This window comes from Streptomyces sp. AcH 505, from assembly GCF_000818175.1.
Taxonomy (GTDB): domain Bacteria; phylum Actinomycetota; class Actinomycetes; order Streptomycetales; family Streptomycetaceae; genus Streptomyces.
The window spans coordinates 1-24,901 of record NZ_JTIY01000012.1; the positions used below are offsets into that span (position 1 = coordinate 1).

Consider the following 24,901-nt stretch of genomic DNA (forward strand, 5'->3'; position numbering starts at 1 on the left):
CTGGCTCCGAACATGATCCAAGAAACACTCCCTAGTAAGGACGGGAATCAGAATGAGGTGTCTGAGCTAGGGGGTGACGGCGCGTCAGATCGCGCTGGCGCGGCCCGGAGGCTCATGGAAGCTGGACTCCGGACCAGTCATCGACTTCACACTGTCCGTCGGCATTGTTGCCTGTGGTCACGACTGTGCCGTTGGCCCGCAGGCCAAGGGTGTGCGTTGAACCGGCCGCCACAGCAACAATGTCGTGCCAATCCCCGACTTCGCACTGCCCGTAGCTGTTGTCTCCCGTCGCGAGGGCCTGTCCGAACGCAGTGACCCCGACGGTGTGGTAGCTGCCCGCACTGAGCGCCACCACGTCTTCCCACTCATCGACCTCGCACGACCCGGTTGTCCGGTCTCCGGTCGCTACTGCCCGCCCGTCGGCTTTGAGGCCGACGGTATGGAGATACCCGGCCGAGATGGCAGCTAGGTCACTCCACCCTTCCACGGCGCACTGCCGTCGTCGGTTGTTCCCCGCGGCCAGTGCAGAACCGTCCGACCGAACGCCGACCGAGTGCCAGTCGCCACACGAGAGGACGACCATCTCTCGCCAGAGCTACACGTCGCACTGCCCTTCTGAACTGCGGCCAACTGCTAGCACGCGGCCGTTCGCGAGTAGTCCGAGCGTGTGGCGCCAGCCTGCGGCCACGACCGTGACGCCTCGCCATCCGATGACATCACATTGCCCATCGCCATTCCACCCCGTTGCCAGCACCGTGCCGTCCGACCGGAGTCCCACCGTATGAGACCTGCCCGTGTTCGTCGCGGTATGGACGTTGCCGGCTGCCAACCCGACGACGTCTTCCCATCTCTCGACACGACACTCCGCAGCTGCGGTATTGCCCGCGGCGAGAACGGTTCCGTCCCAGCGCCGTCCGACAGAATGACGCCTTCCGGCAGCCAGCACCGACGAGCCAGCGAGCATTCCGCCTCCTTGCGCCCGTCGCGAGTTCGCGCATGGGACGCCACCTTACGTTGGCCTGGAATCAGAGCGAGATCCTCAGCCGTCGCCAGCAGTCGACGGCTAACCGAGTGTGATGAAGGTGCCGGGGGATATCGTCGCGGATCTCCCAGCGCGCCGTCGCCACCCGCTACGAGAAACGGCATACATCCACCTCGGCGCCGGCTCACTCGCAGCCGGCGCCATCTGGCTCAGAACATGATCCGAGAAGCAGTGCCTAGTGCTGTGACCGGGAAGCTTCGCCGGGGTCAGTACGCTGACCCCGGCTGCAGTGGACAAGGAGGACGGGCGTGACGCGGAGACCGACGCCGGACGAGGCTGTGGGACTGCTTGAGGACGAACACGGGCCAGGTTGGCAGGCGTTCGATCTGGTCACGCAAAACATCCGGCATGCCTTCCTCCGATTCGGCCGGCGGCTGTTCGACGTGACGGGCACTCCCGACGCTGACGGTCTGCTGTTCTCCTGCGGGAACGGGCCTCCCTGCGTACCGCCGCCGAAACTGAGCCGCAGCCCCTCCACCATTAGCCATGAGATCCACCGCGACCAGCACCCCACCCATCACCCGTCTCGGCCCTTCCCAGCCTTTGCGACTATCCAGGAGCAGCCATGACCACCGCGGACCGCTTCCGTGCCGCCGTCGACAGTCGCGACCTCGACGCCCTCGGCGACCTCCTCACCGACGACATCCGGCTCCACAGCCCGGTCTCCTTCAAGCCGTTCGATGGCAAGGCCGCGGTGATGGGCCTGTTCGGGGTGCTGCTGCGCACCTTCGAGGACTTCCGCTACGTGGGCCGTCTCGACGGCGCAGCCGAGACCGGCGGCGACGGGAGCGAGGCCCCCTCGGCGGTCCTGATCTTCCGGGCCACCGTGAACGGTCGGCAGGTCCACGGCATCGACCTGCTCCACTTCGACGAGGCCGGGCAGATCAAGGAGTTCACGGTGATGGTCCGCCCGCAGTCGGCGGTGCACGCGCTGGGCGAGGCCGTCCTCGCCGGCCTGGTCGCCGACGGGCTCGCGCCGGACCCGGCGAACCAGTAGCCGAACCTCCGCTCGCGCCGGGTGCGGCACGTCCTTGCTCGGCGATGGAGGACGCGCGGGGGCGGGCAGTGGCCATGATCGAGGAGAGGCCCGGGCCGTTCGCCGCCACCGCCCGATGGCAGGCCCGGCATTTCAACGCGGACGGTGAGGTCCCTTACGCGTCCACTAGAAAAGCAGACCCGTTGCGACCGAAGCCGTGCCGCTCGATGCCAGGGCTCCTAGGGCCCAGAGTCGGCCCAGAGCCTCGCTGCCAGATGCTGGCGAAAATCTGGTCAGCCGGTTGAGACCTCGGAACGGTCACCGCCCCACAGCGTGTGGAACGAGCCCTCCCGGTCGGTGCGCGTGTACGTGTGCGGCGCCGAAGAAGTCGCGCTGACCCGCGGCGAAGCCCGGCCGGGAGCCGCTCGGTGCGCAGCGCGTCCTCGCACCACAGCACAGCGGCGAAGCCCGGCGTCGGGCGCCCTGCCGCACGTGGCCATGACGACCGCGTGCCAGCCGTCCCACACCGCGCCGATCTCCTCGGCGAACCGTTGGCGGACAACAGGCTCCGCAGGTCGCGCTGCGTGCCCGAAGGGCGTCACAACTCGCCGGGGAGACAGAGTAAGAAGCCGCAACTCCTGGGCTCACGACACCACTCCCCCGGCAGCTCCGAGGCATGGCCTTCGTCGTCGGTGACGAGGACGTGAGCGCCAAGGGCCAACCGCTGCGAAAGTGCCGCGTCAGCGATGCGGGCCTCGCGGCTCGGCAAGGTGCGACCCCGTCGGCGCCACCAACCCGCTCGCGCCCTGCCCGTCCTGACGAGCCTCGAACTCGACCGCTGACAGACGATCAAGACAGCCGCCCATGGCCGGCACGACCACCCACGAACCCCGCCACACCAGCTGCCGTCCCAGCGAAAACCAAGATGGTGGATGGTCAGTGAGGATCCGACCGGACCTCGGTCATTCGATGCCTTCGACGATGCGGAAGTCGCGCTCGACGCCGTCGGAGAGAACGACCAGCGCCTCCTGGTAGGCCGCACTCTCGTGCGCCGCTACGGCCTGCTCGAAGCTGTCGAACTCGATCAGGACGGTGCGCTCGGCGATTCCGGCGTCATGCGCCACGACCCGACTGCCACGGGCGAGGATCCGACCGCCCCCGGCCTCGACGGCCGGACCGGCCAACTTGTTGTAAGCAGCCAGCTTTTCAGCGTCTGAAATGGTGCGGTAGGCGCTGACCCAGTAGCCCTTGGGCATGGAACCTCCAGTGCATCTGAACTTACGGGTTGGTCTCGGACGGGCGTCGGCGCCAGAGAGCAAGGCTTGCCAGCGTCGTGATCGCCATGGCGCCGATGCCGACCACCGCCGCGGTGGTGTAGGCCCTGTCGTCGGGGAAGAGGTGACCGGGGCCGGTGCCCGCGGCGAGGATCAGGCCGCCGATGGCACTGCCCAGGGAGTATCCGACGCTGCGGACGACGTAATTGAAGCTCATGGCGCTCGACGTCTCGCTCTTGGGAGTGACGGCCAGGATGACGCCGGGCATCGCGGCCGAGAAGCCGCCGACGCCGAAGCCGAGCACGCCCATCGCCGCGAACAGTTCGGCCAGGTCCGACCGGGCCGCCGCGAACAGGGCGAACCCGCAGCCGACCACGACGGCGCTGCCGGCCAGGAGCAGGGGGTCGGCGATCCGCGTCCGGACCCGCGGCGTGAACTTACCGGCGACGAACCCCAGCACCGAGAAAGGGATGAGGACCAGCCCGGCGACGAAGGTCGTCAGTCCGAAGCCGTAGCCGGCGCCGTGCGGCGTCTGCGCGTACCGGGTGATGAGCGTGAGCAGGAGGTACATACCGATCCCGCCGACGAACATGGCGAGGTTCGCCCCGGCGACCGCCGGATGCCGCAACGCCCGCACATCAACCAGAGGCGTCGTGCTGCGCAGCTCGATGACGGCCCAGACGCAGAGCAGCACCACCGCGACGACGGCGAGGCCCGCCGCCACGGCGAGGTGCCGGCTCCATAGATTCGGTTCACCGGCCAGGAACAGCACCAGGAGCAGCGCAGCGGCCAGGACGACCGCGCCCGCCACATCCACGTGGGCGGAGCGGCCTTGGGGGGCTTCGGGCATGGAGCGCCAAGCAGTCACGAGGGCGGCGACGGTGACGACGAGGCCAAGACCGTAGGCGGCCCGTACCCCGCCGAACTCGGCGAGCAGTGCGGCCAGCGGGTAGCCGACGCCGGCCCCGATGATCGAAACCACCGAGATCAGCGCGATCACGGCCGTACTGCGCTCCTCGGGGAGGTGGTCCCGGGCCACGCCCATCATCAACGCCGTCAGCCCGAGCCCGACGCCTTGGACCGCCCTGCCGGCCAGCAGCCACGCGAACGGCAACGGCAGCACGGTCAGCGCGCTGCCGGAGACGACGATCGCCAGCGTGGCGAGGATCGTGGCCCGCCGGTGCGGGCCGGCTCCGAGCCGGCCCAGGACCGGCGTAGCGACGGCGCCGCTGAGCAGCGCGACCGTCAGCGTCCACTGCGCGCTGCCGAGCGAGACGTGGAACGAGGTCGCCACGCTGGTGATGAGCGGCGTCCCGAGGCTGGCGACCGCCGCCACGACCAGAGCGATGAACGTCAGGGCGGGGACCAGCAGCCGCGCCTCGGAACGCGCCACCGGCAACGCCCTCACCACGACCCCGCCGACCGGCTGCCGGTCACTGCTTCAACCCATCGCGGTCCTGGCTTTCGAGCTCCGTCAGATGCCTCAGCGCCGGAAGGGCCGCCACCAGCGCCTCGACCTCGTCGCCGGTGAGCTCGCCGATCAGCCGCTCGAACGCGTGGACGCCCGCCTGACGCCGCGTACGGACGTAGGAGGCGCCGGCCTCGGTCAGGAACACCAGCGTGACCCGCTTGTCGGACGCGTCGCCCCGCCGCTCGACCAGGCCGGACTCCTCCATCACCCGGACCAGAGTCGTCATCGCGGGCTGGGTGACGCCCTCGACCGCGGCCAGATCGGTGATGCGTCGCGGGCCGGTCCGGTCCAGGGTGGCCAGGGTGGCGGCCGACGTCAGGCTCATGTCCCGGGGCAGGCGCCTCGCGGCCCTGGTGGCCAGGCCGTAGAGGGCTGCCCCGATGGCGGCGGACGCGCCGGGAGCGTTGTCTTGACGACTCATGCCCGAAGCATAGCATTTTTATATTCATAGTTTATGGATTCGGTGCGAACACCTCGCCAACGGCCGGACCGTGACTGCCCCGGGCTGCCTCCCGCACTGGCGGTTGCCGCCCGCGCGAATCACCGCGAGCGGCGTGCCGCGTCCGTCGGCGATCAGGCGCTGATTCGATCCGGCTCGACCTCGGTCGGACCTGGTCTCGTCTGGCTCCCCTATTTACGGCTCGCACGTGGCTGGAGTCGACCAACACCCGTGACATGAAGACGAGACCATGGCCCCCCAACAGACCACTGTCGGGCCGGGAGTCACTTCCCGGCCCGGACGGCGGTCAGGGAAAACCGCACCAACGGGACGACCACGGGGAGCTTGTCAGCGGGCCAGCCGATTGCGTGGTCGCCCTTCTGACCATCTTTCCTTTCAGGAATTCTGTAAATTTTTCTCGTATATAATGAAATCGCACGGGGTGGCAAGCAAAGGCGCGAGGTCGGGATACTGCTCCTCGAAGGCCCCCTTGCGGACCACTTGGTAGCCCGACCTCTCGTTCCACTCCGCCATAAACCGTTTAGATGCCTGGTCCCAGCCGCGAGGGACCAGGAGCTCGATTTGCAGGGTCTTGACACCCCGCTTTCGCAGCATATCTACTACGAAGCGTCGCAGCTCACGTCCGATCCCCACGTTCCGGCAGTCGGGGTCGGAGACCAGCATTCCCGATTCCCCTTTCTCCGGGCTAAGCAGCTGTACACGAATGGACCCGGCGAGGAGTCCGCCGATCCTAGCCACGATGATCTCCCCGGCCCGTGTGAATTCGACAATCTCTCCCACAGTTGTTCGCGTTGCGCCTGGAAGCCACTGCCCGCTTTCGGAAGCCGCGTAGACTCGGTTTACCAGGTCGGCTATTTGAGTCATCAGAACCGCGTCATAACTGGTCTCCGGCGGCAGGATCTCGATATCTATGGAGGGGGATGTAGTCATAAATTTTCACTCTTTCGTTCATCGAACTGTTCAGAACCAAGGCATTCCCGCTGCGACATCCTGTCGTTTCGCTACGAGCCCCATCCCTAGCTCTGCGGCCACACCATCGTGAAGCCAGTGGTTGACGTGTCGACGATATCGCTCCAGCGCCCCGATTGGTTAATCAACCAATCTGACGCCGAAAGCCCGCCGATCGCAATTGAGCCAGCGAGAGGGGCAGGCACCGCGGCATACAGGACAGATGCCGGGTCACCCCCAGTGCCCGAGAACGGTCGCAAGGAGGACAAGGACACCCGTCACACGGTTCGACACAAACAGGAGCCGACACCGTTCCGGGTCGTCGATGTCCAACGTGGCCAACTGCCAGATCAGGTGTACGGCAGCTGCTCCCAGGAGGACGTAGAAGGGCCAATGGGAGTCGGCGTCCATGCCTGCGGCGCACAGGGCCGCAAGAGCCGCGACGTAAAAGACGCTCACCCACGTACGTGTCGACGTGCCGAAGAACAACGAACTCGACTTCATTCCGATTCGGCGGTCGTCTTCCTTGTCCTGGTGGCCGTAGATGGTGTCGTAGCCCAGAGTCCAGAAGCCCACCCCAACCCACATGAGTACAGCAGGTGCTCCGATTCCCCCTGTGACAGTCGCCCATCCTGCAAATACGAGAGTGTTGCAGCAGAAGCCCAACCAGCCCTGGGGAAGATGCGTGACCCGCTTCATGAACGGGTACACGATGAAGGCCGGACAGCAGAGCGCTACGATAACGGCGGCGGCTTCACTCGCCCACCACAGGACAGCAAGTGACACGACAGCTTGAACAGCCGTGAACACAACGGCGGCGGGGACGCCGACTTCCCCGGAAGGAATCGGCCGTGAAGCAGTACGACTGACCCCGGCGTCGATCTTCCGGTCCACTATGTCATTCAGTGTGCAACCTGAGCCGCGCATGAGGATCGCAGCAACTCCGAATAACACGAGCGATTTCAAGTCCGGCAGGCCCTTGGACGCCAGGCACAGGCCCCACCAGCCAGGCAGCAGGTAGAGCCAGGTCCCGATCGGCGCCGGCAGGCGCATGAGTCTCATATAGGGCTGCACGTCGGAGGGCAGACGCGACACTATGGCGGAAGCAACGGTGCCGGAGGGCGGCGGCAGAAAAAGCGGCCGTACATAAGGTTTTTCTACCGTCGTGGGTTGCAATGCGATCCAGTTTCATTTCACAGGAATGGCTGGGAATAGCGGAAATTGGTCGACGCAACTCAGGCAGCCAGCCCGGCACGGGTGTCGACGCGGCTCAACGGGCGCGCGCCATACGGACCCAGCTCCCGTGTGGCCAGGTCCGTACGACGACGACGTCACTCACGTGTGTCCGCTATGTGACCGGCTCAGCGGCACAGGTCTTGTCGGAAACGGGGCGCCCTCCGGTGGTCAGGAAGGTGGTGACGGCGTTGTTCGCGCACGTGTTGCGGCCGAACGGGTAGACGCCGTGGCCGCCCTCGTCCGCGGTCACCATCGTGGCCCGCTGGCCCAGCGCCCAGCGCAGCTTCTTGGCGCCGACCAGCGGGGTTCCAGGATCACGCTCGTTCTGCACGAGGAGGATGTTCGAGGGCCCGCGGCTGCCGACCTTCACCGGCTGTTCGAAGTCCTTGTGCGGCCAGAAGGCGCAGGGCCCGACGTTCGCCGTGGAACCGCCCAGCTTCGGATACAGCAGCCGGTCCACTGCCACGTCACGCTGGTACTCCCCGATTTTGGTGGGCCAGCGTGTGTCCGCGCAGATGACGTAGAGCCGGGCGGCCATAGAGTTTGCCGCGTTCGCCGGCGCGGCCGGTGGTATCGATTCGCCCTTGTCGAGTGACTGCCAGGTCTTCGCGACGTCCGGCATGAGCGAGTCGGCGTAGAGGCCGTCGAGTGTCCTGCCGCGGAACATCGACCCGTCGACACCACCGACCGGCTTCTCGTCCAGCCGCTTGGCGAGTTCGAAGAACTCGGCCGTCACCTGCCGGGGCGTGGTGCCCAGCCCGTATTCAGGATGGCCGGCCACGAAGGCCGCGAATTCCGGGAAACGCTCTTCCATTCCTCTGGCGACCAGCCGAAAGGCGCCGGCGTCGTAGCCTCGGGGCCCCAAGTTGCTGTCGAGTACGATCCGGTCACCGTGCGTCGGGAAGAGTGTCGCGTAGACCGCGCCGAGCGAGGTGCCGTACGAAGCCCCGAGGTAGGAGATCTTGCTCTCGCCCAGTGCCGCCCTGATCCGGTCCATGTCCCGCGCCGTGTTCGCCGTGGTGGTGTGCGGCAGCATCCACGCGCTGTCCGAGCCGGCACACTGCTGAGCGATGGTACGCGCGTACTTCGCCTCCCGGGTGACGTCCGCGGACGTGTGGGCGTACGCCGGAAACGCGCCCCGCTCCTGCTGCTGCGGAGTCAGATCGCAGCTCACCGGCGAGCTGTGACCCGCGCCCCGGGGATCGAAGCCGATCAAGTCGTAGGAGTCGACCACGTCCTTGGGCATTCCCAAGGCTGCGAGAGCGGCGGGATAGATGAGCCCTTCCGCGCCGGGGCCTCCCGGATTGGTGAACAACACCCCCCGACGCTTGTCGGGCTTCTCACTGGCCAATCGGGAGACCGCGATCTCGATCTGGCGGCCGTCGGGCTTGCCGTAGTCCAGAGGGACTTGCAGGGTTGCACACTCCAGACGCGGCGCGGCGGCTCCCTTCGGGCACGAGCCCCACTTCAGAGATGCCGCTGTGTCCTCAGGCGTGTCCCCCGTCGCCGCAAAAGCGCCTGCCATCGCGGTCACCGCGACCGCGGCGATGGCGAGAGTGAAAGCCAGGCCCTTCCTGTGCGGCCGTTTCCGTCCCCGATGGACACGAGGATGCGAAGGTGCGCTCGACGGGTGGCCCGTGTCAGCAGTCGGCGACCCGCTCCTGCCCTCTGGGTCTTCTGGTCGTTCCGACACTGAATCATCGCCTCCGGGTGGGTCGCTTGAGGGTCACTGCCGGTCGCGGGTCTCCAAGGAGCCACGACGATGTTCGACGGAGCACAGCAGACGACCCGCCCGATAAGCAGTTGACGTATCACCTACATTAACATTCGCGGTTGATGCGTCAACTGGACGACCACTCACCGCGCCGGGGCCTGCCGGGGGACGCGCCGCCCCGACCCATCTACCGGAACAGCCTGAAGGACGTGCCCCGTGAATCAGACAAATGACTCCCTGCATCGCGTCGTATCCGCGTACGCAGCCGCAAGCGAGGCGATGAGCGCCGCCACCACAGGACGCACCCGACGAGGACCGGAGGGGGCCTTGCTCGCAATATCAGGAGCGCCTATTGCCTCGATGAACGGCATCATCAGCCCCACCCTCGCTCCCAACCCGCAGGAGATAGCTTCGCTGGCGGCCTCTGAGAGCCCGTGGGAGCTTCCCTGGGGAATTCAGGTCCGTGGGGTGCCTGGACGACTCGTCACCAAGGTGGCGGCAAGCTACGGCCTGACCCAATTCAACCCGAGTCCCCTCATGCTGAGACGGCCCGAGCAGGGGCTTCCGGCGGAGCCCTCGATTGACTCCTTCCGCGTACGGGCCGTGGCGGCCGACGAGCTCGATCTGTACGCCAGGACCGTCGCAGAGGGCTTTGAGACGCCACATGAGATGTTCCACGTCTTGGCCGAACCGGCTCTGGCAAGGATAGAAGGGATGGAGTTCTATCTGGCAGAGCTGGACGGTCTACCAGTAGGAACAGGCATGACTGCCATCTCCAACGACCTGACGGGCATCTTCAACATCACCACGCTCCCGCCCTACCGGCGGCGCGGATACGGACTGGCCATCACGACGGAGATGGTGCGAGCGGGCTTTCGCGCCGATGCCACCACTGCCTACCTCTACGCAAGTGAAACGGGCGAGCCTGTGTACGAATCGGCCGGTTTCCGCACCGAAGAATCTCTGACGGTGATCACGGCTCCCTCATAGGCGCAGCAGCACGCCACGCGCCTCCCAGGGGCACGATCACGAGGCCGCCGACCGGGAACCTCCCCGGGAAGCTCACTCTGAACACCCAAGAGATCAAGGTCGGTTGACGCGTCAATCAGCGGCACCTAACGTAGGTGATGCATCAACCAAATGGTAGGGCCCCGGCCCGGCCAGCCCGCATCTGCCTGAGTGGGGCATGAGATGTCGGCGAGCTGCCGGAGACCTGCGGACGCAAAATTCCAGAAGGGGAATCTCTTGAGTACTGGGAACAAGGCCGGACTCGGCGCGCTGCTGACGCCCGAGGAGAGCGTGCTCGTCCTCATCGACCACCAGCCGTTCCAGTTCGCCAACCTGCACAGCCACGAGCCGACGATGGTCATCAACAACGTCGTCGGGCTCGCCAAAGCCGCCAAGGTGTTCGACGTCCCGACCATACTGACGACCGTTCTGGAGGACCGCGGCGGCCTTCTCCTCCAGGGCCTCCAGGACGTGTTCCCGGAGCAGAAGCCGATCAACAGAACCTTCATCAACACCTGGCAGGACGAGCGCGTCGTGGACGCCGTCAAGGCGACCGGCCGCAAGAAGCTGATCATCGCCGGCCTCTGGACAGAGATCTGTGTGGCCATGCCGGCGATACAGGCAGCCGACGAAGGCTTCGAGGTGTTCGCCGTTACCGACGCGTCGGGCGGCGCCTCGAAGGAAGCCCACGACATGGCGGTGCAGCGCATGGTCCAGGCCGGTGTGGCCCCGATCACCTGGATGGCAGTGCTGGGCGAGTGGCAGCGCGACTGGGCCCGCGAGAAGACCGTGCCGGGTGTCGCCGACGTCCAGGCGCAGCACGGCGGTGGCAGCGGTGTGGCCTTCACCTGGGAGATGCAACTCCTGGCCACGCACACCGTGAGCGAGGCCTGACATCGCCGCCGCCCGGACGCCGATCCGTATCGGGTACTGCCTGTCTTTGAACGGTTCCCTCGCGGACAACAGCCGGTCGGCCCGTACGGCCCATGAAATCTGGCGCCAGGACGTCAACAGCCGAGGCGGACTTCTCGGTCGTCCTGTCGAGTTCGTCCGCTACGACGACCAAGGTGACGCCGACAACGTTCCAGGAATCTACGAGCGGTTGATGGACGAGCACGACGTGGATCTCGTCATCGGTGGATACGGCACCAACACCCTACTGCCGGCCATGCCGTTGATGGTCGAACGCGAGCGATTCTTCGTCGGACTGATGGGCCTCGGTGTCAACAACGAGCTCCGCTATCCGAACTACTTCGCCATGATCCCCACCGGCCCGGATCCGAACACCGCGCTCACGGAGGGGTTCTTCGCGCTCGCCGCGGAGCAGACTCCCCGGCCACAGACCGTGGCGCTCGTGTCTGCCGACGCCGAGTTCTCGCGCAATCCCGTTCTCGGCGCCAAGGTGAACGCTGAGAAATACGGCATACAGGTGGTCCACGAAGCCACGTATCCGCTGTCGACCGAGGATTTTACTCCCGTGATCGATGCGGTCGCCCAGAGCGGCAGCGACCTGTTGTTCCTGTGTTCCTACTTGGACGACTCGGTTGGCCTGGCGCGCACCATCCGTTCCCATCACTTCCGGCCGAAGATGGTCGGCGGTGCCATGATCGGACCGCAGAACACCGCGGTGAGAACGAAGCTGGGCCCACTGCTCAACGGTTTCGTGAACTACGAGTACTGGGCACCGGTGCCGAAGATGATGTTCCCGGGCGTTCAGGACTTGCTGAACACCTACCAGGAACAGGCCGCCGAAGCCGGTGTCGACCTCTTGGGGCACTACATGGCTCCACTCGCCTATGCGCAGATGCAGGTGGTCGCTCAATCCGTTGAAGCGACAGGCGGTCTCGACGACGCGAGCCTCTCGGCCTACGCGCGCGAGGCGACGTTCCCGACCGTCATGGGCGATGTCAGGTTCGGGACCAAGGGAGAGTGGTCGCAACCGCGCGTGCTGCAGGTCCAGTTCCAGGGAATTTCCGACCATGAGGTCGGTCAATTCCGGAACGGGTCGAGGCAGATCGTCGTATCCCCACCGGAATCTTCTTCCGGCGAGCTCATCTTCCCGTACGCGGAAGCTCTCACCGCCGAGTGAGGGAGGCGAATCGCAGCCTTGAGAGAACGGGCCGCCGTAGGTTCCGGTGGCCCGTTCGTCGGCCCGAGGGCGGGCCATCTTCTGAAGGCAGTCGACGTGGTCCTCGACGTCTCCGGAGGCCGGGGGTGGTCTCGTCGTTGGCCGTCGCACGTCGGAGCGTAGCGTGCAGGTGGGCAACAGAAGTTGCTACAAATGACCGCACACAACAATCGCACGTATGTGATTGCTGATGCAGCGACGATCACGGGATGGGTTGTGACACCGCGGACATCGCACCCGGGCAAGGGACCATTGGCCGAGTATCTGAGCGTCCGACGCTCCCGAGTCCTACCTGAGCAGCACGAGCTGGTCGGTGGCGGGCACCGGCAGGTGCCCGGTCTGCGCAGGGACGAAGTCGCGGTGCTTGCCGGTATCAGCACCGACTACTACACGAGACTTGAGCAAGGACGGGAGCGTCATCCCTCGCACAAGGTCACTGTCGGGATCGGGCAGGCTCTTGCGCTGAAGGACGAAGAGGTTCAGCATCTGCTGCGACTCGCGTCGCTCGCCGAGCCGGAGCAGCGCCCGGTAACGCCCCCTCACCTCGCGCAGACCCAGCACATGCTGGACTCTCTCCACGTACCGGCCCTGCTGTCCAGCGCGACGGACATCGTGTCGTCGAACAAGCAGGCCGACGCTCTCTTCGAGTCCTTGCATCCACGGGACAACCTCGTGCACATGGTCTTCGGCTCGCCGGCGGCGAAGGACTTCTTTCTGGACTGGGACGGGATGGCAGTCAAGGCCGTCAACTGCCTGCGCATGTTCGTCGATCACTACGTCAAGATGGCTGACCTTGCCGAGCGGTTGACGCGTGAGAGTGAGGACTTCTCACGGCTGTGGGCCGACCACACGGTGGGACGGAATTTCGGGATGTCGATGCCCGTCCGGCACCCGCGCGTGGGTGAAATCCGTCTGACGCAGCAGATCTTGAACATTCCCGGAGCTGAGGACAACGTCGTGCTGATCTTTCCTCCGGTCGACGCGCCCGCGGCGGAAGCCGTGGCGAAGCTCGCCTGACTCCGCGAGGGGGCGCTCGGCCGACATCGGGCGAGAGAGCGCAGCGGCGGGGCGTTCCGCCCCAACCGCTGAGCACCCCACGCCGACAAACCTGACCCGCGGTCTGAAGGTATGCGTACCGTCAAGCGAGTGCGGGCCCGATGAGGCGAATCGACCCGATGAGTTCGTCCTCGGTACGCACCGGAAGGTGCGCGACAGCCGGCGCGTGGGTGACCGCCGACCAGTCGTAGGTCTGCGTGACCTGCGTACGGTTGTCGCCCAGAGGCTCCAGACGCCACACGAAACGCTGCCCGAGCGGCCTGTCACCAGACTGACCGGGCGCCCAGCCGACGGCCCGCCCGGGTTCATAGACCACGACGTGGTTCTCCGTGGTGTAGTCGCCGAACATGTCGTTGTGCATCCCCATGACGAACACGTCGCCGACGCCGGTGATGACCGATTGGGACTCAGGACCACGGATGGTGCCGCTGGCATCGATCTCGCGATGCCGCGACGGATCGGTGAGCAACTCGAACACAACGTCCGCACCGGCTTCCACCACCTCGGACACGGTGATGCTGGTCCTGCCGGCATGGGTGACCGGATCGAGGTAGAACCGGGCCCAATTGATGAGGCCGTCCCGTTCCGTGACGATGGCAGGACCGCGCAACAGGGTGGGCTCGTTCGCCGGGTTGGTGCCGCGCATCTCCCACTCCGACCAGATCTCCTCGCCGTCGCGAGCACTGCGCAGGATCTCGGCACGCACGTCGGGCAGTCTGGCGAACATGCCTGTCCACATCTGCAGGACCTTGTCGTTGCCCACCCAAGCCTCATGCGGCCGCAGTGGGCGCTCCATCGCGTAGTCGTCGGTGAAGCATGCCGCCACCTGCTTCGGATCATGCGAGTTGATGGCGTCGCGCAACGCCTCAAGGACACGCTCGGGCATAGCAATGACTCTCTTTCTTACTGACGTCAAGGCAACAGCGAAACGCCCGCTGTTGAACCCCGTTCTCTCTTCTCCGCCTCACCGCAGGCAAGGATGTCGTCCTGGCCGACGGGACGGCGGTCCCCCCAGCCTGGCCCGCAAGGGGGCCGCGTCGGGTAGGAGTGGCGCTCCTACCCGCACGGCCGCGAGTCGGGCTCTGCGGCAGTGGGAGACGTGCGGCGCCATGCCGGAGGACGAATCGGTGTCGCAACTCCCTGCTCGCCATCCGCTGCCGACACCGCGCCGAGGGTTAAGTTGATACATCAACCTAATGGGGTTACGCTGATGTCCTGACTGACGGGATTCTGCCGAGTTGAGCGGGATCAGACCCCACGAGGAGGACACATGACGGTCGAAGTGAGCGACGTCCCCGAAGCCAAGCGCTACGAGGCCCGTGTCGATGGAGAGTCCAAGGTGGCGGGCGTCGCGCAATACATCCGCACGACGGAACTCATCGCGTTCGTACACACCGAGGTCGAGCCGGAGTACGAGGGCAAGGGCATCGGGTCCGCACTGGCCCGTACAGCCCTTGACGAGGCACGCGAAGCGAACCTCCGAGTGCTGGCCACCTGCCCCTTCTTCGCGGGCTGGATCAGCCGGCACCCCGAGTACCAGGACCTGCTGTACCAGTCCCGAAGCAAGGTCAGTGACTGAGAAGCCGAGCACGGCAAGAACGGAGACAGGCATGAGCGGGGAATCCGAGCGGAAGGCATACCGGACGGAGGCGATCACGGTGACCTTCGAGGCTGGGCGCTGCCGCCACGCCGCCGAATGCGTCCATGGCCTGCCCGAGGTGTTCGACACGGCAAAGCGCCCATGGATCCAACCGGACAAGGCACCGGCCGAGCGCGTGGCGAAGGTGGTTCGGCGCTGCCCCTCGGGCGCCCTCCAGTACGAACTCGTAGAGGGCGGGACGCAAACCCCGTCAGACGCAGCGCCACCGCGCAGCTGACCGTGCTCAGTGCGCGCTTGCGGAAACGCCGCAAGGCGCACGCGCCGAAACCCGGGGCACGCCGCGCGGCTGCCGGCACACGCGTCGCCAGCCGTACTGCGACCACGCGGGGTCCTGCGATCAGTGACACGGCCGCGCCCTCTTCCCGCATGTGACACCCAAGATCTTGGAGCCGAGCAAATGTCCCTTGCAGTGCAGTTCTCCGAATACGGCACCCCTGATGTGCTGCGCGTCGTCGATGTTCCGCCGCTCACCGCCGGCCCCGGGCAGGTACGGCTCGCCGTGCGCGCCGCAGGTGTCAATCCGATCGACTGGAAGATCCTGCACGGCTTCATGCGTCAGGTGATGCCCGTGGACCTCCCGGGCGGCCTCGGCTCCGACGTAGCCGGTGTGGTCGACCAAGTCGGTGAGGGCGTGACCGCCTTCAGTGTCGGTGACGAGGTACTGGGGGCGTCGATCACACCCTCCTACGCCCAGTCGGCGCTTGCCGACCCCGCTGCCCTGGTCGCCAAGCCGGCCTCCGTCCCGTGGGAGGTTGCCGCGACTCTGGCCGGTACGGGCATCACCGCCTGGGAGGTGCTCAACAAGCTGAAGATCGCCAGGGGTGAGACTCTGCTGGTCCATGGCGCAGCGGGTGGCGTGGGCACGTTCGCGGTACAGCTGGCCGTCGCCCGCGGTGCACGTGTCATCGGCACCGCGAGCGAAGGCAACCATGAGCAGCTCCGCTCCTTCGGGGCGAAACCGGTCACCTACGGCAAGGGCCTGGTCGACCGCGTACGCGCCATCTCCCCCCACGGAGTCGACGCGGTCCTCGACACCTCCGGGCGCGGTGAGATCCCGGACTCGATCGAACTGGCCGGCGGTCCGACCCGCGTCCTCTCACTCGTAGCCTTCGACGCCGCGAGCACCGGAATCCAGATCCACATGACCGAGCCGGGAGCGGGGGGTCCCGAAGCGCTCGGTGAGATCCTCGCTCTGATCGAGGCGGGACGGCTGCGGATGCCTATCGCGGGTACCTACCGCCTCGACGAGGTTGCGGCGGCACTGGCAGTCAGCCAGTCCGGGCACCTGAGCGGCAAGCTCGTCGTACTCCCGGCGTAGGGTCACGGCCTTTCGCGCGATCAGCGGGCGTCACAGCCCTACGACGGGTGCGGAGCGGGCGAGAGCATTTCCTGAAGGATGCTTGCAGCTCGGTGCGGTCCTGCGGGGTGATCCTCGCCAGCCTGCGGTCGTACTCCGCCGCCAGGGCCGCCAGCGCACGGTCTCGTGCCTGCTCGCCGGCGGGAGTTAGGGCGAGGCGGTGACGCCGGAGGTCCGCGTCGTCGATCTCGCGCCGGATGAGTCCCTTGGCTACGAGGTTGCGGACGTAGAGCGTCACGCTCGCTTTGGGCAGCAGCAGTGCCGCCGCGATCTCGGCCGGGTACGGAGACGCGGTCACCTCCGCCAGGACGAAGAACTCCTTCATCTCCACAGCTATGGAACAACGATCTCACGAAGGGCGCTGTTCATGCTTCAGCACATCACGATCCCGCGCGGACCGATCGAGCTCGCGGCCGACCTCTACCTCCCCGACAGTGCCGACAGCATCGCGCCGCTGCGCGCCGTGGTGCTCTCCACGCCCGGCAGCAGCGTGAAGGAGCAGATCGGCGCCAACTACGCGTCGCGCCTCGCTGCCCACGGCATCGCGGCGCTCGTCTTCGATCCCGCCCACCAAGGGCGGAGCGGAGGAGAGCCCCGCGACCTCGAAGACCCCTACCGCCGCGGTGAGGACATCTCCTACGCCCTCGATGCGCTGACCACGATCCCCCGCATCGACCCGCAGCGCATCGGAGTCCTCGGCATCTGCGCCGGCGGCGGCTACGCCGTGCACACCGCCCGCACGGACCACCGCATCAAGGCGGTCGGAACCGTCGTTGCCGGCAACATGGGCACCTCGTTCCGCAGCTTCCAGTCCGACGGCCCGGCCGCCGCACTCGACGCCCTTGCCGACGCACGTATCGAAGAGGTCCGTTCCGGCGAGATGGCCCGTGTGAACTGGCTGCCCGACACCCTGGAGGACGCCGCGGCAGCCGGAATGACCGACATCGACACCACCCAGGCCATCACCTACTACCGCACCGAGCGCGGCGGCCACGAGAGCTCCACCAACCGCCGCCTGTCGCGCAGCGACTCTCTCCTGCTGGGCTACGACGCGTTCCACCTGGTCGACCAGCTCATGACGCAGCCACTGCAGGTCATCCTCGCCGGCCGCACCGGCAACACCGGCCAGTACGAGGCGGGCATGAAGCTGTGGAAACTGGCCCCCAACCCGGTCGACCTCATGGTGATCGAGGGCGCCGGCCACTACGAGATGTACGACGAGCCCGAATACGTCGACGCCGCCGTCGAACGGCTCGCCGACTTCTACGTCAACAACCTGTAGGCATCCAGACCGGCGAACCTCACTCGCCCAGTCAGGCCGACGCCCCTCCTGCTTCAGGATGAGCTGCGTGTTCCGTCATGGCTGTGCGCCTCGGTCAGGCACTCGTGGAGCCGGTTGCGTACGTCTTGCAGGTCTGTCATCTGCCGGTCGAGGCGGTCGCGTTCGGCCGCGAGCAACTTCAGCAGTTCCGGTGACGCCTCACGCGTGTCGGCGAACGGCAGCACCTCGCGGACGGTTCTGCTGGGCAAACCCACGGCGTAGAGCTGTTGGATCAGCCTGACCCGTTCGACGGCACCGGCCAGATACTGGCGCTGACCACCGGAATTCCGAGTGGAGTGCAGCAAGTCCTGCTGCTCGTAGTAGCGCAGCGCCCGGACACTGACACCCGCCTGAGCGGCGACTTCCCCGATCCGCATCCCGGCCTCCTGACTCAATTCGACGTCCGACTTGCACCTGACGTCCGCGTCAGGTTCTAGCGTAGCGGACACCGGCGCGAGCCATCCCTTCCGCACTCTGGAGCACTCCTATGACCACCATCGACAAGACTGTCGTCGTCCTTGGCGCCACAGGGCAGCAGGGAGGATCGGTCGCCGCGGCGCTGCGGGCCGACGGCTGGAGCGTGCGCGCGGTCGTGCGGGACGTGTCCAACCACCGGGCCCGGTCCCTCTCCGCCGCCGGCGTCGAACCCGTCCGCGGTGACCTCAGCGATCCGGAGTCGCTCCGGGCGGCCTTCTCCGGCGCCCATGGCGTCTTCAGCGTCCAGCCGAACTCCGGGCAGGCCGGTGCCGACGTGACCAACGAGGACGAGGTCCGTTTCGGCACGGCGGTGGCCGACATCGCCGAGCGCTCCGGCATCGACCACCTGGTCTACAGCTCCGCGGTCACTGCGGGCTCGACAACAGGCGTCGACCATCTCGACACCAAGAACCGGATCGAGACCCATGTCCGGAAGCTGGACATCGCCAGCACCGTCATTCGGCCGGCCACGTTCATGGAGCTCCTGGTGACCCCCGAAATGGGCCTCGACGGGGGGCACCTGTCCTTCCTGATGCGTCCCGACCAGGCCATGCAGTTCATCGCGGTACGCGACATCGGCCGCATCGTCGCCGCTGTCTTCGGCTCGCCCGATCGCTACGCCGGCCGCACCGTGGAGATCGCCGGTGACGCTCTCACCGGCAATGCCCTCGCCGAGCATCTGACCCAGGCTGCCGGCCGGACGATCACCTACAGCCGCCTGCCGGCGACACTGATGGCACAGGACGAGGTCCTCGCCAAGTTGGCAGCCCTCGTGGACGACGGCAGGCTGGCGGGAAACGCGAACCTCGACGCGCTGCGCGCGGAGTTTCCCTTCCTACTGTCCTTCGACCGCTGGCTGGCGGGCCCTGGCGCGGCGCTCCTCGATGAGGCGTTGCGTTCCACGGACTGAGGCATCGCCCAATGCTGATGAAGCAACTGAGCGGCGACGACTCACTCTTGGCCGCCGGGCTGCTCCGCCGCGAGGACACTCCTGGTAAACGCCGTCCCCACCAGGCCTGGCCGAGACCACAGGATGTCTCCTTCATTCTCTGTTCGTGGCCGGGCTCGCTGGCTGTCGTGACTCGTTCCGGAACTGTGCGGGCGATGAGCCGACCACGCGGCTGAACGCCGTACTGAACGCGCTCTCGGACCGGTAGCCCGTGGAGCGTGCCAGCTCGGAGATCGACATCGTGTCGCGGGCGAGGGCGTCGCGCGCGAGGCTCATGCGCCATTGGATCAGGTATTCCAGCGGCGGGACCCCGACGTGGGCCTTGAAGGTCTGGGCGAAAGCGGAACGCGACATGTGGCTGAGCTCGGCGAGTTCCTTGAGGCTCCAGGAGTGGGCCACGTCGGCGTGCACGGCACGTAGGGCGGTACCGATACCGTCCTCGTTCAGTGCGCCCAGCCAGCCCGTGGGCCGGTCTGTCTGAGCGGCGTGGGCACGCAGCATGTGCACGAGCAGGATCTGCGCGAGGTGATTCTGCACCAGTGGGCCGCCGGCCGCGGCGATCCCGACCTCGATGGCCAGGAGATCGATCAGCTGCGCGAGCTGCGTGCCGTGAGGATCAGCCGCGCGGACGATCACGAGCGGCGGCAGAAGATCGGTCAGGAGGGTCGCGTTCGCGTCGTCGAACGCGATGTGCCCGACGCACAGATAGAGGTCTTCCTCGGACTCCGAACCGATCCGCACGGACCCGTCCTCGGCACCCGTCCACACGGGCTCCGCAGGGCGTGGGCTCGCGTCGAGCGTGCTGGCCAGCACATAAGGGGGCGGGTTGCCCAGCATGAAGGTGTCACCCTCCCGCAGGAGCACCGGGTCGTGCCCTTCGAGGATCAGCCAGCATGTGCCGCGTACGAGCCCGCCGATCCGCACGTGCAGGAACGTGTCGAAGCGCAGCGCCCACTCTCCCCCGGCCCGGAGCGTGGGCCCGATCACGGTGCGGGGCCGGAGCAGGCCGATCGCGTCAGCCACCGGATCGCGAAAGCCGAGCACCGACGTCACCTCCTGGACGATCTATAAAGAATGCCGGACTCTACATCATGGATAGTATCCCCGGTCTCCCGCAGTATCGATGTCGAAGGCACCGCATCGAGAGAGTGATGGAGATACCCCCATGGGACAGCTGGAAGGCAAGACGTCGGTGGTCACCGGAGGCAGCACCGGTATCGGTCTGGCCGCTGCCGTACGGCTGGCGGACGAGGGCGCGTACGTGTTCGTCACCGGCCGACGGGAGTCCGAGCTGGAGGCCGCCGTCAAGACCATCGGGGCGGACCGGGCCACCGCGGTCGTCGGCGACATCGCGAAGCCGGAGGACCTGGACCGGCTCTACGAGGCGGTCCGGGCGCGGGGCAGGGGTCTGGACGTGCTCGTGGCGAACGCGGCGATCGGTTCGTTCGTGACGCTGGAACAAACCACCGAGGAGCATTTCGACCAGACCTTCGGGGTCAACGTCCGAGGCACGCTGTTCACCGTGCAGAAGGCGTTGCCACTGCTCAACGACGGAGCCTCGATCGTCCTGGTCGGTTCGACGGCGGGCGACCGAGGAGTAGAGGCGTTCGGCGCGTACGCGGCGTCGAAGGCGGCCGTTCGCTCCTTCGCCCGGACGTGGTCCAACGAGCTCAAGGGTCGCGGCATCCGGGTCAACGCCATCTCGCCGGCCTGGATCGAAACTCCCGGCGGCACCGCCGCGTTCGGCGACGAGGAGACCGCACGGGCCGTCAAGGAGAATGTCGCAGCGACCGTGGCCAAGGGCCGCATGGGCCGGCCTGAGGAAGCCGCCGCAGTCGTGGCCTTCCTGGCCTCGGAACAGAGCAGCTACGTCGTCGGCGCGAACATCTACGTCGACGGTGGCACCAACCAGATCTAGTGGCGCTTGTTCATGCTGGTGCGGGGGCCGGCCTGCCGCGATGGCGTTGTGTTCGTGGCGCCCCGGCCACGGGGCACCGGTCGCGGTCGGGCGAGAGACAGGTCGTTCGGGAGCGTCGTTCCACCGCACTCCCGAACGGCACGACCATGCGTGCCACTTCTGAGCGACGCCTCGACGACGGCGTCCTCGAACGCGTATGCGCCCTCGGCGGGATCCCCGGCATCCGTTGAACTCACGCGCAGAGGCGCTCTAGTCGCCGTGAAGCGGCAGTACCGGGTGCTTGCTCATGATCGACACGCGATTGAACGCGTTGATGGTGACCGCCACCCAGATCGCGGCTGAGATCTGGTCTTCGGTGAGAACCTGCCGGGCGGTCTCGTAAGCGGCTGTCTGGGACGCGGCGTTCGCCGGATCGGTGGTGGCCTCGGCCAGCGCGAGGGCGGCACGCTCGGAGGCAGTGAACAGGCCGGTGTCCCGCCATGCGCTGAGGATTCCGAGTCGCCGCGATGATTCACCGGCGCGCAGGGCCGCCGCGGTGTGCACATCGAGGCAGTAGGCGCAGCCGTTGATTTGCGATATGCGGAGGTTGATCAGTTCCACGGTGGTGCGGTCGAGGCCGGCCTCGGAGGCCGTTGCCCGGACCGCCTCCGAGACCTGCACCAACGCGTGGAAAGCCTTGGGGCTCTGTTTGTCGATGAAGACCCTACGGGGTGGGGCATCGTGGAGGTAGTTGTTCACGTCGGGGCTCCTTCGGACCACGCTCGGGGGTGGCCCGGTCTCGTACGGGTGCTGTGGCCATCGGCCTGCCTCCATGGCATCATAGTTGACGCCTCAACCAGATCCTGACGGAGGTGTGCTCAGTGAGCAACGCGGAGACAGATGCCGCCGCTGTCCGCTGCGGTGCCCTCGTCGAAGGTGACCGACCGACCGGAAGCCCCCGGGTCGACGTCCTGTCGGCGCGCGAGGTTCCCCTCGGCGGTCCGCGTGCGATGCGTGTGCGGCGGACGCTGCCTCAGCGGGAGCGCACACTCATCGGCGCCTGGTGCTTCACCGACCACTACGGCCCCCACCAGGTCGCCGCGTCAGCCGGCATGAACCTGCCGCCACATCCACACACCGGACTACAGACGGTGAGTTGGCTGTTCAGTGGGGAGATCGAGCATCGCGACACCCTCGGCACCCACGCCCTGATCCGGCCCGGCGAGATGAATCTCATGACCGGCGGACATGGCATCGCCCACTCGGAGGTCTCCACCCCGAACGCCACTGTCATCCACGGCGTCCAGTTGTGGGTCGCGCTGCCTGAGGAACACCGCAGCACCGCCCGGGATTTCCAGCACTACGCGCCCGAACCCGTGGAGGTGGACGGCGCCGGCATCAAGGTCTTTCTGGGCTCACTCGTCGGCCGGACCTCTCCGGTCCGGTCCTTCACACCGCTACTCGGCGCCGAGATCGTCCTCGAACCGCACGCGACGCTGACTCTCACGGTGGACGAGGCTTTCGAGCACGGCCTCCTTGTGGACAGCGGGCCCATTCGCCTGATCGACACTGTGCTGCGGCCTACTGAACTCGGCTACGTTCCTCGCGGCGCGGAGACCCTGACGATGGCCAACGAGACGGACGCCCCTGCGCGGACCGTCCTCCTTGGAGGTCCCCCCTTCGGCGAAGAGATCGTCATGTGGTGGAACTTCATCGGCCGAAGTCACGAAGACATCGTGAAAGCCCGCGAGGACTGGGAAGCCTCGTCCGAGCGTTTCGGCGTCATCGAGGACTTCCCCGGCGGCCGCCTTTCCGCACCGGCCCTGCCGAACGCCGTCATCACACCGCGCCGGAACCCGCCACCCCGCTGACCTCACCAACGACCTTCACGGTCCGCCGTCCTGGAGTTCGGGCGGACGAGCGACGGGGCCCCTTGGTGCCCACTCATCCGAAGTGGATGCATCAACTATATTGGAACCGTCGAAGTCACATGGGCCAGGTGTGCGGCCCGAGGGGAGACGTCCGGAAATGCAGAATCTGACTGTGGCCCAGCAGATGGTGGACATCCTGCGCCAAGCAGGCGTGGAGCGGATCTACGGCGTGGTGGGTGACAGCCTGAACTCGGTCGTTGACGCGGTGCGCCGTACCGACGGCATCGAGTGGGTGCACGTACGGAACGAAGAGGCCGCCGCCTTCGCCGCAGCAGCCGAGGCGCAGCTGACCGGCAAGCTCGCGGTGTGCGCCGGGAGCTGTGGCCCCGGGAACACACATCTGATCCAGGGACTGTACGACGCGCACCGCTCTGGTGCCCCCGTACTCGCACTCGCCTCGCACATACCGTCGCACCAGATCGGCACCGGCTTCTTCCAGGAGACCCACCCGGAACGGCTGTTCACCGAATGCAGCGACTACTGCGAGATGATCAGCTCCCCCGCGCAGATGCCCCGGATCCTGCGGATCGCCATGCAGCGGGCTCTCGGCAACAGCGCGGTGTCAGTCCTGGTGGTGCCTGGCGATGTCGCGCACGGTGAAGCGACTCACCCGACGGGAAGCAGCGACCTGGTCACTGAACGCGGCCGGGTCGTCGCGCCGGACACACAGATTCGGGGACTGGCCGACAAGCTGAACGCGGCACGGAAGGTGATGCTGTTCTGCGGCGCGGGGGTACGGGACGCGCACGCCGAGGTGATGGCGCTCGCCGAGAAGGCTGCAGCTCCCGTCGGGCACACTCTGCGGGGCAAGGAGTGGATCCAGTTCGACAACCCCTACGACGTGGGCATGAGCGGGCTGCTGGGGTACGGCGCCTGCTTCGACGCGATGCACGACGCCGACCTGGTCGTCTTGCTCGGCACCGACTTCCCGTACAACGACTTCCTGCCACAGGCGCGAACCGTACAGATCGACCACGACGCCGGCCGCCTCGGCCGTCCCACTCTTCTGGAACTCGGGGTCCATGGTGACGTCCGGGAGACGCTGCGGGCCGTGCTGCCCCTGGTCAAGGCGAAACGGGACCGCACCTACCTTGACCGGATGCTGCACAAGCACGCCAAGTCCCTGGAGACGGTGGTGTCCGCCTATACACACGACGTGGGGCGCCACACCCCGATTCACCCGGAGTACGCGGCCTCCGTACTGGACGAACTCGCTTCTGAGGACGCGGTGTTCACGGTGGACACAGGCATGTCCAACGTCTGGGCGGCGCGCTACCTGACTCCCAACGGGCGGCGCCGAGTGATCGGTTCGTTCCTGCACGGCACGATGGCCAACGCGCTGCCGCACGCCATCGGCGCGCAGTTCGCGTACCCGGGCCGCCAGGTGATCTCGATGTCGGGTGACGGTGGACTGGGCATGCTCATGGGCGAGCTGCTCACAGTGAAGCTGCACGAACTGCCGGTGAAGACGATCGTCTTCAACAACTCCTCCCTGGGCATGGTGAAGTTGGAGATGCTGGTCGAGGGGCTGCCTGAGCACGAGACCGACCACGGGCCGGTGGACTATGCGGCGATAGCCCGCGGCGCGGGCATCGAGGCGATCCGCGTAGAGGACCCCGGTGACGTCGCTGACGGACTCAAGCGGGCACTCGCCCATGACGGACCGTTCCTGGTCGACCTGGTGACCGACCCCAACGCCCTGTCGATCCCTCCGCACATCTCGGTCGCCCAGGTCAAGGGATTCGCCTTCGCCGCAGGCCGGACAGTGCTCGACGGTGGCGTCGGCAAGATGCTCGACTTGGCCCGTTCCAACCTGCGTAATGTTCCGCGCCTCTGAGGCTGTCGCTCTCTTCGGTGAAGGCCAGTTCCGTGTCCCGGCCGGGAAGCCGCCGGCCACACCGGCGCCGCGGCTTCGACCATGTCGATACCCGCCCTCCCCCGGCACTCGGCCTGGCGGCGAAGAACGCCGCGGAGCAGCGGCTCGCAGCCGCTGCTC

General features: G+C 66.8%; 27 protein-coding genes and 2 pseudogenes. 14 read left to right on the forward strand and 15 right to left on the reverse strand.

The window, feature by feature from the left end; translation table 11 throughout:
• Positions 1 to 112 precede the first annotated feature (112 nt).
• Together HY68_RS45970 and HY68_RS46160 are read right to left on the reverse strand one after the other, a co-directional pair.
• Complete coding sequence (locus HY68_RS45970; protein ID WP_241778920.1) at positions 113 to 583, reverse strand: hypothetical protein; 471 nt, start codon at positions 581 to 583, stop codon at positions 113 to 115.
• 12 nt (positions 584 to 595) lie between these two features.
• Positions 596 to 964: a hypothetical protein gene (locus tag HY68_RS46160; RefSeq protein WP_277816799.1), complete on the reverse strand. Its 369-nt coding sequence runs from the start codon at positions 962 to 964 to the stop codon at positions 596 to 598.
• A gap of 326 nt (positions 965 to 1,290) precedes the next feature.
• Between HY68_RS46160 and HY68_RS44595 the strand changes: the two genes are divergently transcribed.
• Both HY68_RS44595 and HY68_RS38075 read left to right on the forward strand, forming a co-directional pair.
• Positions 1,291 to 1,611: a hypothetical protein gene (locus HY68_RS44595; protein WP_107070304.1), complete on the forward strand. Its 321-nt coding sequence runs from the start codon at positions 1,291 to 1,293 to the stop codon at positions 1,609 to 1,611.
• Positions 1,608 to 2,039: a nuclear transport factor 2 family protein gene (locus HY68_RS38075; RefSeq protein WP_042002094.1), complete on the forward strand. Its 432-nt coding sequence runs from the start codon at positions 1,608 to 1,610 to the stop codon at positions 2,037 to 2,039. Before HY68_RS44595 ends, HY68_RS38075 begins: the two co-directional genes overlap by 4 nt.
• Positions 2,040 to 2,311: 272 nt before the next feature.
• Here the strand turns inward: HY68_RS38075 and HY68_RS45975 are convergent.
• The 8 genes and pseudogenes from HY68_RS45975 to HY68_RS38105 all read right to left on the reverse strand — a co-directional run.
• Positions 2,312 to 2,572, reverse strand: a pseudogene (locus HY68_RS45975) (NADP-dependent phosphogluconate dehydrogenase); the annotation flags it as partial.
• A gap of 408 nt (positions 2,573 to 2,980) precedes the next feature.
• On the reverse strand, positions 2,981 to 3,274 hold the full coding sequence (locus tag HY68_RS38080; protein WP_042002097.1) for a DUF1330 domain-containing protein: 294 nt from the start codon (positions 3,272 to 3,274) through the stop codon (positions 2,981 to 2,983).
• 22 nt (positions 3,275 to 3,296) lie between these two features.
• Complete coding sequence (locus tag HY68_RS38085; RefSeq protein ID WP_241778921.1) at positions 3,297 to 4,685, reverse strand: MFS transporter; 1,389 nt, start codon at positions 4,683 to 4,685, stop codon at positions 3,297 to 3,299.
• Positions 4,686 to 4,725: 40 nt separating this feature from the next.
• The gene (locus HY68_RS38090; protein ID WP_042002100.1) at positions 4,726 to 5,088 is read right to left on the reverse strand and encodes a MarR family transcriptional regulator; all 363 of its coding nucleotides are present in this window, start codon (positions 5,086 to 5,088) and stop codon (positions 4,726 to 4,728) included.
• A gap of 195 nt (positions 5,089 to 5,283) precedes the next feature.
• A pseudogene (locus tag HY68_RS45980) lies at positions 5,284 to 5,425 on the reverse strand (IS5/IS1182 family transposase); the annotation flags it as partial.
• Positions 5,426 to 5,598: 173 nt separating this feature from the next.
• Positions 5,599 to 6,153: a GNAT family N-acetyltransferase gene (locus HY68_RS38095; RefSeq protein ID WP_198533557.1), complete on the reverse strand. Its 555-nt coding sequence runs from the start codon at positions 6,151 to 6,153 to the stop codon at positions 5,599 to 5,601.
• A 249-nt stretch (positions 6,154 to 6,402) separates the two neighbouring features.
• Entirely contained in the window at positions 6,403 to 7,233 is an 831-nt protein-coding gene (gene ubiA, locus HY68_RS40225) for a 4-hydroxybenzoate octaprenyltransferase (protein ID WP_078864213.1), read from the reverse strand.
• A 286-nt stretch (positions 7,234 to 7,519) separates the two neighbouring features.
• Entirely contained in the window at positions 7,520 to 8,932 is a 1,413-nt protein-coding gene (locus HY68_RS38105) for an alpha/beta hydrolase (RefSeq protein ID WP_042002104.1), read from the reverse strand.
• A gap of 549 nt (positions 8,933 to 9,481) precedes the next feature.
• On the opposite strand from HY68_RS38105, the gene HY68_RS38110 reads away from it, so the two are divergent.
• The 4 genes from HY68_RS38110 to HY68_RS40230 all read left to right on the forward strand — a co-directional run bounded on the left by HY68_RS38110 (position 9,482) and on the right by HY68_RS40230 (position 13,274).
• The gene (locus tag HY68_RS38110; RefSeq protein WP_241778924.1) at positions 9,482 to 10,111 is read left to right on the forward strand and encodes a GNAT family N-acetyltransferase; all 630 of its coding nucleotides are present in this window, start codon (positions 9,482 to 9,484) and stop codon (positions 10,109 to 10,111) included.
• Between the two features lie 255 nt (positions 10,112 to 10,366).
• On the forward strand, positions 10,367 to 11,023 hold the full coding sequence (locus HY68_RS38115) for a hydrolase (protein ID WP_042002111.1): 657 nt from the start codon (positions 10,367 to 10,369) through the stop codon (positions 11,021 to 11,023).
• Positions 11,024 to 11,051: 28 nt separating this feature from the next.
• Positions 11,052 to 12,218 carry an amino acid ABC transporter substrate-binding protein gene (locus HY68_RS38120; RefSeq protein WP_277816800.1) on the forward strand — a complete coding sequence of 389 codons (1,167 nt, stop codon included), beginning with the start codon at positions 11,052 to 11,054 and terminating at the stop codon, positions 12,216 to 12,218.
• Positions 12,219 to 12,410: 192 nt separating this feature from the next.
• On the forward strand, positions 12,411 to 13,274 hold the full coding sequence (locus HY68_RS40230) for a helix-turn-helix transcriptional regulator (RefSeq protein WP_078864214.1): 864 nt from the start codon (positions 12,411 to 12,413) through the stop codon (positions 13,272 to 13,274).
• A gap of 121 nt (positions 13,275 to 13,395) precedes the next feature.
• On the opposite strand, the gene HY68_RS38130 is transcribed toward HY68_RS40230, so the two are convergent.
• Positions 13,396 to 14,199, reverse strand: a complete 804-nt coding sequence (locus tag HY68_RS38130; protein WP_042002118.1) for a nuclear transport factor 2 family protein — start codon at positions 14,197 to 14,199, stop codon at positions 13,396 to 13,398.
• Between the two features lie 384 nt (positions 14,200 to 14,583).
• On the opposite strand from HY68_RS38130, the gene HY68_RS38135 reads away from it, so the two are divergent.
• The 3 genes from HY68_RS38135 (at position 14,584) to HY68_RS38145 (ending at position 16,291) form a co-directional block, all read left to right on the forward strand.
• A complete protein-coding gene (locus tag HY68_RS38135) occupies positions 14,584 to 14,892 on the forward strand; it encodes a GNAT family N-acetyltransferase (protein WP_042002123.1) in 309 nt (102 codons plus the stop codon).
• Positions 14,893 to 14,923: 31 nt separating this feature from the next.
• The gene (locus HY68_RS38140; RefSeq protein ID WP_042002126.1) at positions 14,924 to 15,190 is read left to right on the forward strand and encodes a (4Fe-4S)-binding protein; all 267 of its coding nucleotides are present in this window, start codon (positions 14,924 to 14,926) and stop codon (positions 15,188 to 15,190) included.
• A 180-nt stretch (positions 15,191 to 15,370) separates the two neighbouring features.
• On the forward strand, positions 15,371 to 16,291 hold the full coding sequence (locus tag HY68_RS38145; RefSeq protein WP_042002129.1) for an NADP-dependent oxidoreductase: 921 nt from the start codon (positions 15,371 to 15,373) through the stop codon (positions 16,289 to 16,291).
• On the opposite strand, the gene HY68_RS41580 is transcribed toward HY68_RS38145, so the two are convergent.
• Complete coding sequence (locus tag HY68_RS41580; RefSeq protein ID WP_078864216.1) at positions 16,242 to 16,655, reverse strand: MarR family transcriptional regulator; 414 nt, start codon at positions 16,653 to 16,655, stop codon at positions 16,242 to 16,244. The genes HY68_RS38145 and HY68_RS41580 overlap by 50 nt on opposite strands.
• A 42-nt stretch (positions 16,656 to 16,697) precedes the next feature.
• Between HY68_RS41580 and HY68_RS38150 the strand changes: the two genes are divergently transcribed.
• Positions 16,698 to 17,612, forward strand: coding sequence for an alpha/beta hydrolase (locus HY68_RS38150; protein ID WP_042002132.1), 915 nt, complete (start codon positions 16,698 to 16,700; stop codon positions 17,610 to 17,612).
• A gap of 53 nt (positions 17,613 to 17,665) precedes the next feature.
• Here HY68_RS38150 and HY68_RS38155 read toward each other — a convergent pair whose 3' ends face one another.
• Positions 17,666 to 18,028, reverse strand: coding sequence for a MerR family transcriptional regulator (locus tag HY68_RS38155; protein WP_042002135.1), 363 nt, complete (start codon positions 18,026 to 18,028; stop codon positions 17,666 to 17,668).
• A 110-nt stretch (positions 18,029 to 18,138) separates the two neighbouring features.
• Here HY68_RS38155 and HY68_RS38160 point away from each other — a divergent pair, with 110 nt between their 5' ends.
• Positions 18,139 to 19,038, forward strand: coding sequence for an NmrA/HSCARG family protein (locus HY68_RS38160; RefSeq protein ID WP_042002139.1), 900 nt, complete (start codon positions 18,139 to 18,141; stop codon positions 19,036 to 19,038).
• 132 nt (positions 19,039 to 19,170) lie between these two features.
• On the opposite strand, the gene HY68_RS38165 is transcribed toward HY68_RS38160, so the two are convergent.
• On the reverse strand, positions 19,171 to 20,130 hold the full coding sequence (locus HY68_RS38165; protein ID WP_241778925.1) for an AraC family transcriptional regulator: 960 nt from the start codon (positions 20,128 to 20,130) through the stop codon (positions 19,171 to 19,173).
• A 112-nt stretch (positions 20,131 to 20,242) separates the two neighbouring features.
• Here HY68_RS38165 and HY68_RS38170 point away from each other — a divergent pair, with 112 nt between their 5' ends.
• On the forward strand, positions 20,243 to 20,995 hold the full coding sequence (locus HY68_RS38170) for an SDR family oxidoreductase (protein ID WP_042002142.1): 753 nt from the start codon (positions 20,243 to 20,245) through the stop codon (positions 20,993 to 20,995).
• Between the two features lie 249 nt (positions 20,996 to 21,244).
• Here the strand turns inward: HY68_RS38170 and HY68_RS38175 are convergent, their stop codons facing one another.
• The gene (locus tag HY68_RS38175) at positions 21,245 to 21,733 is read right to left on the reverse strand and encodes a carboxymuconolactone decarboxylase family protein (protein ID WP_042002145.1); all 489 of its coding nucleotides are present in this window, start codon (positions 21,731 to 21,733) and stop codon (positions 21,245 to 21,247) included.
• A 122-nt stretch (positions 21,734 to 21,855) separates the two neighbouring features.
• Here HY68_RS38175 and HY68_RS38180 point away from each other — a divergent pair, with 122 nt between their 5' ends.
• Together HY68_RS38180 and HY68_RS38185 are read left to right on the forward strand one after the other, a co-directional pair.
• Entirely contained in the window at positions 21,856 to 22,845 is a 990-nt protein-coding gene (locus HY68_RS38180; protein WP_042002149.1) for a pirin family protein, read from the forward strand.
• A gap of 157 nt (positions 22,846 to 23,002) precedes the next feature.
• Positions 23,003 to 24,742 (forward strand): pyruvate dehydrogenase, encoded by a 1,740-nt coding sequence (locus tag HY68_RS38185; protein ID WP_042002152.1) that lies wholly within the window; start codon positions 23,003 to 23,005, stop codon positions 24,740 to 24,742.
• Positions 24,743 to 24,901 lie beyond the last annotated feature (159 nt).